This window comes from Paracoccus sp. J55 (genome assembly GCF_000513975.1).
Lineage (GTDB): Bacteria > Pseudomonadota > Alphaproteobacteria > Rhodobacterales > Rhodobacteraceae > Paracoccus.
In genome coordinates this window covers 1-5,805 of the sequence record NZ_AZVA01000060.1, presented here as the reverse complement: position 1 = coordinate 5,805, position 5,805 = coordinate 1, and the positions used below count along the sequence as shown (strand labels likewise).

Below are 5,805 nucleotides of genomic sequence, written 5' to 3'. Positions count from 1 at the left end.
ATCGCCGCGGCCGGCATGGCGTTCATGCCCGGACCGCCGGACACCTATTACGAGATGTCGCATCGCCGGGTGAAAGGCCATCAGGAGCCCATCGAGCGCATGAAGAAGCACGGCATCCTGATCGACGGCGANGGGGTCGTGGGCGGCGGCACGACCCGGGTGCTGCTGCAGATCTTCTCGAAGACGGTGATCGGGCCGATCTTCTTCGAGTTCATCCAGCGCAAGGGCGACGACGGTTTCGGCGAGGGCAATTTCCGCGCCCTGTTCGAATCCATCGAAGAGGACCAGATCCGCCGCGGCGTGTTGCACGCCGATCCGGCCGAATAAATCGGCATCGTACAACCCGCCTGCGCCTGCAGGCGGGTTTCTCTCCAGGATCGTTCAATGGCTTGGACCGATTACTCCTCCGCCCCTACGGCGGGCACCCCAGTCTGCGCCGAGACGCAAGTAGAGGGCGTTCTGTCGCTGTCCGTGACCACCAGCAGGGGCTCGTTCCCGATGCTGGTGGTCCGCATCGGTGAAGAGCTGCTGGCCTATGTGAATGCCTGCCCGCATCAGTACCTGCCGCTCGACTATCATGGCGACCAGCTGCTGTCTGCAGACGGAACCAAGTTGATGTGCACCGCCCATGGCGCGCGTTTCGACATCCGCTCGGGAGAGGCGATCGATGGTGCCGAGTGCGGTCTGGACCCCGTGCCGGTCAGCATCCGGGACGGGATGATCGTTATCGCGGGCTGATCCTCTGGCTGGGCGCAGGCTATGCTTTGCTGCCCGCGATGGAGCTTCACCGACAAGATCCTTGCCGCATCAACACATCAGGCCCGACCATCAGATCGGGAATCGCAGCTGGGACATCAGTTTGCCTGCCTGGAGCTACGCCATTCGTCGGCATGACCCAGATACCGCTGGACCTGCGCCATTCGGATCGCCATGAAGGAAACCGTCTCTCGGGTAACCTGTTGAAATGGAGTTTCCGGGCCAAAGACGACAGTCGATCATGCTTCTGCTCCAGAGATTTTCGCCAGCGCCCGGCGCAGCGCCGCGGCATCCGGTCCCAGCTCGGCGAGCAGTTCGGCCTGGAAGGCCTCGGCGATCCTTTCGAGCCGCGCCATCAGCGCCCGGCCCTCGGGCGTCAGCTCCAGCACCACCAGCCTGCGGTCGGCCGCGTTGCCCGATTTGCGCACCCAGCCCGCCTCTTGCAGCCGCGCAGCCGCCCGGCTGACCACCGACTTGTCCAGATGCACCCGCGCGTTGATGTCGCGCACGCTCACCGCGCCGGAATGGGCCAGATGCGCCAGAACCCGCCATTCGGGAATGCTCAGCCCCGCCTCGGCCGCGTAGCGGGCTGCAAAGCGGCGGCTGACCTGGGCGGCGGCGACCGACAGGCGATAGGGCAGGAACCGGTCCAGATCGAATGACATGCGCTTCTCCTTGGCCGGCAGAACAGCAGAAAGCCGTTGCGTCCGCAACAAAGATCGGCCGGGCCGCAGATCGGCGTTGACATCGTTGCCGATGCAACGGCATATTCGTTGCAGCAGCAATGATACCGGCCGGGGAGGAGCCGCCATGACCCACGACCTGCCGCGCGGGATGACCCGCGCCACCGTCGCCACCGGCACGCATCCGGGCTACATGCCCGGCTTCGGCAACGATTTCGAGACCGAGGCCCTGCCCGGCGCCCTGCCGCAGGGCCAGAACAGCCCGCAGAAATGCGAATACGGGCTTTATGCCGAGCAGCTGTCGGGGACTGCCTTCACCGCGCCGCGCGGCCAGAACGAGCGGACCTGGTGCTATCGCATCCGGCCCTCGGTCCGCCATACCGGCGATTTCGCGGTGATCGAGCTGCCCCATTGGAAGACGGCGCCGAACCTGCGCGACGACATCGTCAGCCTGGGCCAGTATCGCTGGGATCCGATCCCGGTCCCGGAGGAGGAGCTGACCTGGATCACCGGCATGCGCACCATGACCACGGCCGGCGACGTGAACATCCAGGTCGGCATGGCGTCGCATGTCTACCTGGTCACGCAGTCGATGCAGGATGAATATTTCTTCTCGGCCGACAGCGAATTGCTGGTCGTCCCGCAAGAGGGCCGGCTGCGCTTCTGCACCGAACTGGGGGTGATCGACCCGGAGCCGCGGGAAATCGCCATCCTGCCGCGCGGCCTGGTTTACCGCGTCGAGGTGCTGGAGGGCCCCGCCCGCGGCTTCGTCTGCGAGAATTACGGCCAGAAGTTCGACCTGCCGAGCCGCGGCCCGATCGGCGCCAATTGCCTGGCCAATCCGCGCGACTTCAAATGCCCGGTCGCCGCCTTCGAGGACCGCGAGGCGCGCTCGCGCGTGGTCATCAAGTGGTGCGGCCGGTTCCACGAGACCTGGATCGACCATTCGCCGCTGGACGTGGTGGCCTGGCACGGCAACTATTGCCCCTACAAATACGACCTGCGGACCTATTCGCCGGTGGGCGCGATCCTGTTCGACCATCCCGATCCGTCGATCTTCACCGTGCTGACCGCGCCCTCGGGGCAAGAGGGGACGGCGAATATCGACTTCGTGCTGTTCCGGGAACGCTGGATGGTGGCCGAGCATTCCTTCCGCCCGCCTTGGTATCACAAGAACATCATGTCCGAGCTGATGGGCAACATCTACGGCATCTACGACGCCAAGCCGCAGGGCTTCGCGCCGGGCGGCATCAGCCTGCACAACTGCATGCTGCCGCATGGCCCCGACCGCGACGCCTTCGAGGGGGCCTCCAACGCGGAACTGAAGCCCGAGAAGCTGGAGGAGACCATGAGCTTCATGTTCGAGACCCGCTTCCCCCAGCACCTCACCGAATTCGCCGCCCGCGAGGCCCCGATGCAGAAGGACTATATCGAGGTCTGGAACCGGCTCGAGAAGAAGTTCGACGGAACGCCAGGCGTGAAGTGAGGCGCACCGGGGGTCCGGGGACCCCGAAGGCCGGGCGTTTCACACCCGTCGCCGGCTGGTTCTCGAACCGGTGGCGCACCAGCCGGCAACCCCCGTGGGATATTTTCACAAGAAAGAAGGAAGATGCGCATGGCCTTGCTGCGGTCTCGGGTGGAAAGCGCCAATCGGCCGGACTGCCCCTTTCCCCTGAACAACCTCCCCTATGGGGTGTTCTCCGTGTCGGGCGATGCCCCGCGCTGCGGGGTGGCCATCGGCGACCTGATCCTCGACCTGGCCGAATGCGAAGCGCGCGGGCTGGTCGATGCGGGCGGGGCGTTCGCGCAGCCGGCACTTAACAGCTTCATGGCGCTTGGCCGGGCGCGTTGGGACGCAGTGCGGGCGCGGCTGACCGAACTGCTCGCCGAGGGCGCGACGCCAGACCTGCCGCTGGTCGCCATGTCTGACGCGCAGATGCACCTGCCGATCCGGGTCACGGAATTCACCGATTTCTACGCCTCGAAGAACCATGCCTTCAACGTCGGCGTGCTGTTTCGCGGCCCCGAGAACGCCCTGCCGCCGCAATGGACGCATATGCCCATCGGCTATAACGGGCGGGCGTCCTCGGTCGTGGTCTCGGGCACGCCGATCCGGCGTCCGATGGGCCAGCTGAAGGGCGAGGCCGGGCCGGAATGGGCCCCTTGCCGCAGGCTGGACCTGGAACTGGAGCTGGGCGCCATCGTGGGGGCTGACAGCACCATGGGCGAACGCATCAGCGTCGATCAGGCCGAGGACATGATCTTCGGCTATGTGCTGCTGAACGACTGGTCGGCGCGCGATGTGCAAGCCTGGGAATACCAGCCGCTGGGCCCGTTCCAGTCCAAGGCGCTCGGCACCACCATCGGCGCCTGGATCGTGACCCAGGCGGCGCTGGAGCCGTTTCGCTGCGCGGGTGCCGAGCGGGCGAACCCGCTGCTGCCCTATCTGCACGAGCGGCGGCCGGGGCTTTACGACCTGGAGATCGGCTGGACCATGAACGGCCAGGTCATGGGGCAGACGAATTACAACGTCATGTATTACTCCAGCGCCCAGCAGCTGGCGCATCACACCAGTTCCGGCTGCCCGATGCGGGTCGGCGACCTGCTGGGCTCGGGCACGATCTCGGGGCCGGAGCGCGAGCAGACCGGGGCGCTGCTGGAGATGACCGGGGGCGGCAAGGTGCGGGTCACGGTCAATGGCGAAAGCCGCACCTTCATCCAGGACGGGGACGAGATCGGGCTTTTTGCCGAAGCACAAGGTGATGGCTACCGCATCGGCTTCGGCCCTTGCACCGGCACTATCCTGCCGGCGCAGCCATGAGCGTCGTGCTGCACGACTATTGGCGCTCCTCGGCCTCCTATCGGGTGCGGATCGCGCTGGCGCTGAAGGGCATCGCCTATCGGCGGGTGGCGGTGGATCTGGTCGCGGGCGAACAGCGCGGCGCGGCGAACCTGCGGGTCAACCCGCAGGGCCTGGTGCCGGCGCTGGAGATCGACGGCCGGGTGCTGACCCAGTCGCTGGCGATCATCGAATATCTGGAGGAGACCCGGCCCGAACCGGCGCTGCTGCCCGAAGGTGCCGCGGCCCGCGCCCATGTCCGGGCGCTGGCCCTAGCCGTGGCCTGCGAGATCCATCCGGTCTCGAACCTGCGGGTGCTGGATCGGGTCGAGGCCCTGGCCGGGTCCGAGGCGCGCGCCGCCTGGAACCGCGAGAACATCGCCCGCGGCCTGGAGGCCGTCGAGCGGCTGCTGGACCATCCGGGCTTTGCCGGGCGGTTCTGCCATGGCGACCGGCCCGGCATGGCCGATTGCGTGCTGATCCCGCAGATCTACAACGCCCGCCGCTGGGGGGTAAATATCGACGCCTTCGCCAGGATCCAAAGGGTCGAACAGGCCTGCAAGACGCTCATCGCTTTTCGCACGGCGTTTCCTGAAAATGTCACGCCGCAGCAAGCGCGGGGCTGAACTCTGCAGACAGTTGCATCCTTTATGCCCAGCAATGGGCGACGGTAATCGGCGTGCCACCTGTCCGGGAGGGGCGCGTCAAGGGTTGTAGCCGGTGTAGCCGTCGAGCTGCAGGATGCCGTCACAGCCCTGCAGGATACACTCTGCATTCTCGCCCGCGCGGCCCAGGGCTGAGAGCAGACCACGCCGGGCGGATCGTCCCCGCCCCATGGCCGGTCGTCGCGGGCCAGCGCCCAGAGATATCCGGTCTTTGTCCGTCCCGCGCCCCGGGTCCAGCACCGGGGCGGTGGTTTCGTCCATGAACAGCTTGACCCCGATCGCCCCAGATGCTCGGCCAGCCGGTCCACCACGGGCTTCAGGTGGAACGCAGCCTTGCCGGCCCAATCGGCCAGCACGGCGCGGTGCAGATCGAGGCCCGCCCGCGCCAGGATCTGGCTTTGGCGGTATAACGGCAGATGGTCCGCATACTTGGCTTCGCCAGCACATGGGCGAGCGTCGCCTCGGTTGGCAGCCCGCCCGCGATCAGATGCGAGGGCGCGCTCGCCATCCGGCTTGAACCGATGGCGCCTTCAATGGCTCGCCCTGCGTCACCCCGTCGGTGCAGGTGTCAACGGCGGAGCAAAAGTCGGCCGGGGCGGCGGCGTAAAGTCCGGCCAGTTGGGGGGTGCGCCATGGCGCGCGCGCTGGCCACATAGCTGGCGCGAGCCATGGCGCACTGGCCCCTTAGGGCCAATCGTGGGTAGATATTTTATGGTGATCAGCGCTGTTTACGGGCTGTGCTGTTGGCGAGGCGATAGCTTTCGCCGTTCATCTCGATGATGTTGACGTGGTGGGTCAGTCGGTCGAGCAGCGCGCCGGTGAGACGCTCGGAACCGAAGGTTTCCGTTCATTCATCGAAGGG

The 5,805-nt window shown here is 66.5% G+C and carries 5 protein-coding genes and 3 pseudogenes; 5 read left to right on the top strand and 3 right to left on the bottom strand.

The genetic code is table 11. The annotated features are described in order from the left end of the window. A pseudogene (locus PARJ55_RS22795) lies at positions 1–327 on the top strand (4-hydroxyphenylpyruvate dioxygenase); the annotation flags it as partial. A 57-nt stretch (positions 328–384) separates the two neighbouring features. Beyond that, on the top strand, positions 385–738 hold the full coding sequence (locus PARJ55_RS0120485) for a Rieske (2Fe-2S) protein (RefSeq protein ID WP_028714660.1): 354 nt from the start codon (positions 385–387) through the stop codon (positions 736–738). Positions 739–995: 257 nt separating this feature from the next. Here PARJ55_RS0120485 and PARJ55_RS0120480 read toward each other — a convergent pair whose 3' ends face one another. Next, positions 996–1,421 (bottom strand): MarR family winged helix-turn-helix transcriptional regulator, encoded by a 426-nt coding sequence (locus tag PARJ55_RS0120480; RefSeq protein ID WP_028714659.1) that lies wholly within the window; start codon positions 1,419–1,421, stop codon positions 996–998. 145 nt (positions 1,422–1,566) lie between these two features. Here PARJ55_RS0120480 and hmgA point away from each other — a divergent pair, with 145 nt between their 5' ends. The 3 genes from hmgA to maiA all read left to right on the top strand — a co-directional run bounded on the left by hmgA (position 1,567) and on the right by maiA (position 4,904). Then, on the top strand, positions 1,567–2,925 hold the full coding sequence (gene hmgA, locus PARJ55_RS0120475) for a homogentisate 1,2-dioxygenase (RefSeq protein ID WP_028714658.1): 1,359 nt from the start codon (positions 1,567–1,569) through the stop codon (positions 2,923–2,925). Positions 2,926–3,054: 129 nt separating this feature from the next. Continuing rightward, on the top strand, positions 3,055–4,260 hold the full coding sequence (gene fahA, locus PARJ55_RS0120470; RefSeq protein ID WP_028714657.1) for a fumarylacetoacetase: 1,206 nt from the start codon (positions 3,055–3,057) through the stop codon (positions 4,258–4,260). Continuing rightward, positions 4,257–4,904: a maleylacetoacetate isomerase gene (maiA, locus tag PARJ55_RS0120465; protein WP_028714656.1), complete on the top strand. Its 648-nt coding sequence runs from the start codon at positions 4,257–4,259 to the stop codon at positions 4,902–4,904. The genes fahA and maiA overlap by 4 nt, the downstream gene beginning before the upstream one ends. Before the next feature lie 78 nt (positions 4,905–4,982). Here the strand turns inward: maiA and PARJ55_RS24700 are convergent. Together PARJ55_RS24700 and PARJ55_RS23710 are read right to left on the bottom strand one after the other, a co-directional pair. Then, a pseudogene (locus PARJ55_RS24700) lies at positions 4,983–5,332 on the bottom strand (transposase). A gap of 329 nt (positions 5,333–5,661) precedes the next feature. Continuing rightward, positions 5,662–5,805: pseudogene (locus tag PARJ55_RS23710) on the bottom strand (ATP-binding protein); the annotation flags it as partial.

Excerpts from the sequence above, each read along its gene's own strand:
- PARJ55_RS0120485 (WP_028714660.1), top strand. The coding sequence starts at position 385 with ATGGCTTGGACCGATTACTCCTCCGCCCCTACGGCGGGCACCCCAGTC.
- PARJ55_RS0120480 (WP_028714659.1), bottom strand. The coding sequence starts at position 1,421 with ATGTCATTCGATCTGGACCGGTTCCTGCCCTATCGCCTGTCGGTCGCC.
- hmgA (WP_028714658.1), top strand. The coding sequence starts at position 1,567 with ATGACCCACGACCTGCCGCGCGGGATGACCCGCGCCACCGTCGCCACC.
- fahA (WP_028714657.1), top strand. The coding sequence starts at position 3,055 with ATGGCCTTGCTGCGGTCTCGGGTGGAAAGCGCCAATCGGCCGGACTGC.
- maiA (WP_028714656.1), top strand. The coding sequence starts at position 4,257 with ATGAGCGTCGTGCTGCACGACTATTGGCGCTCCTCGGCCTCCTATCGG.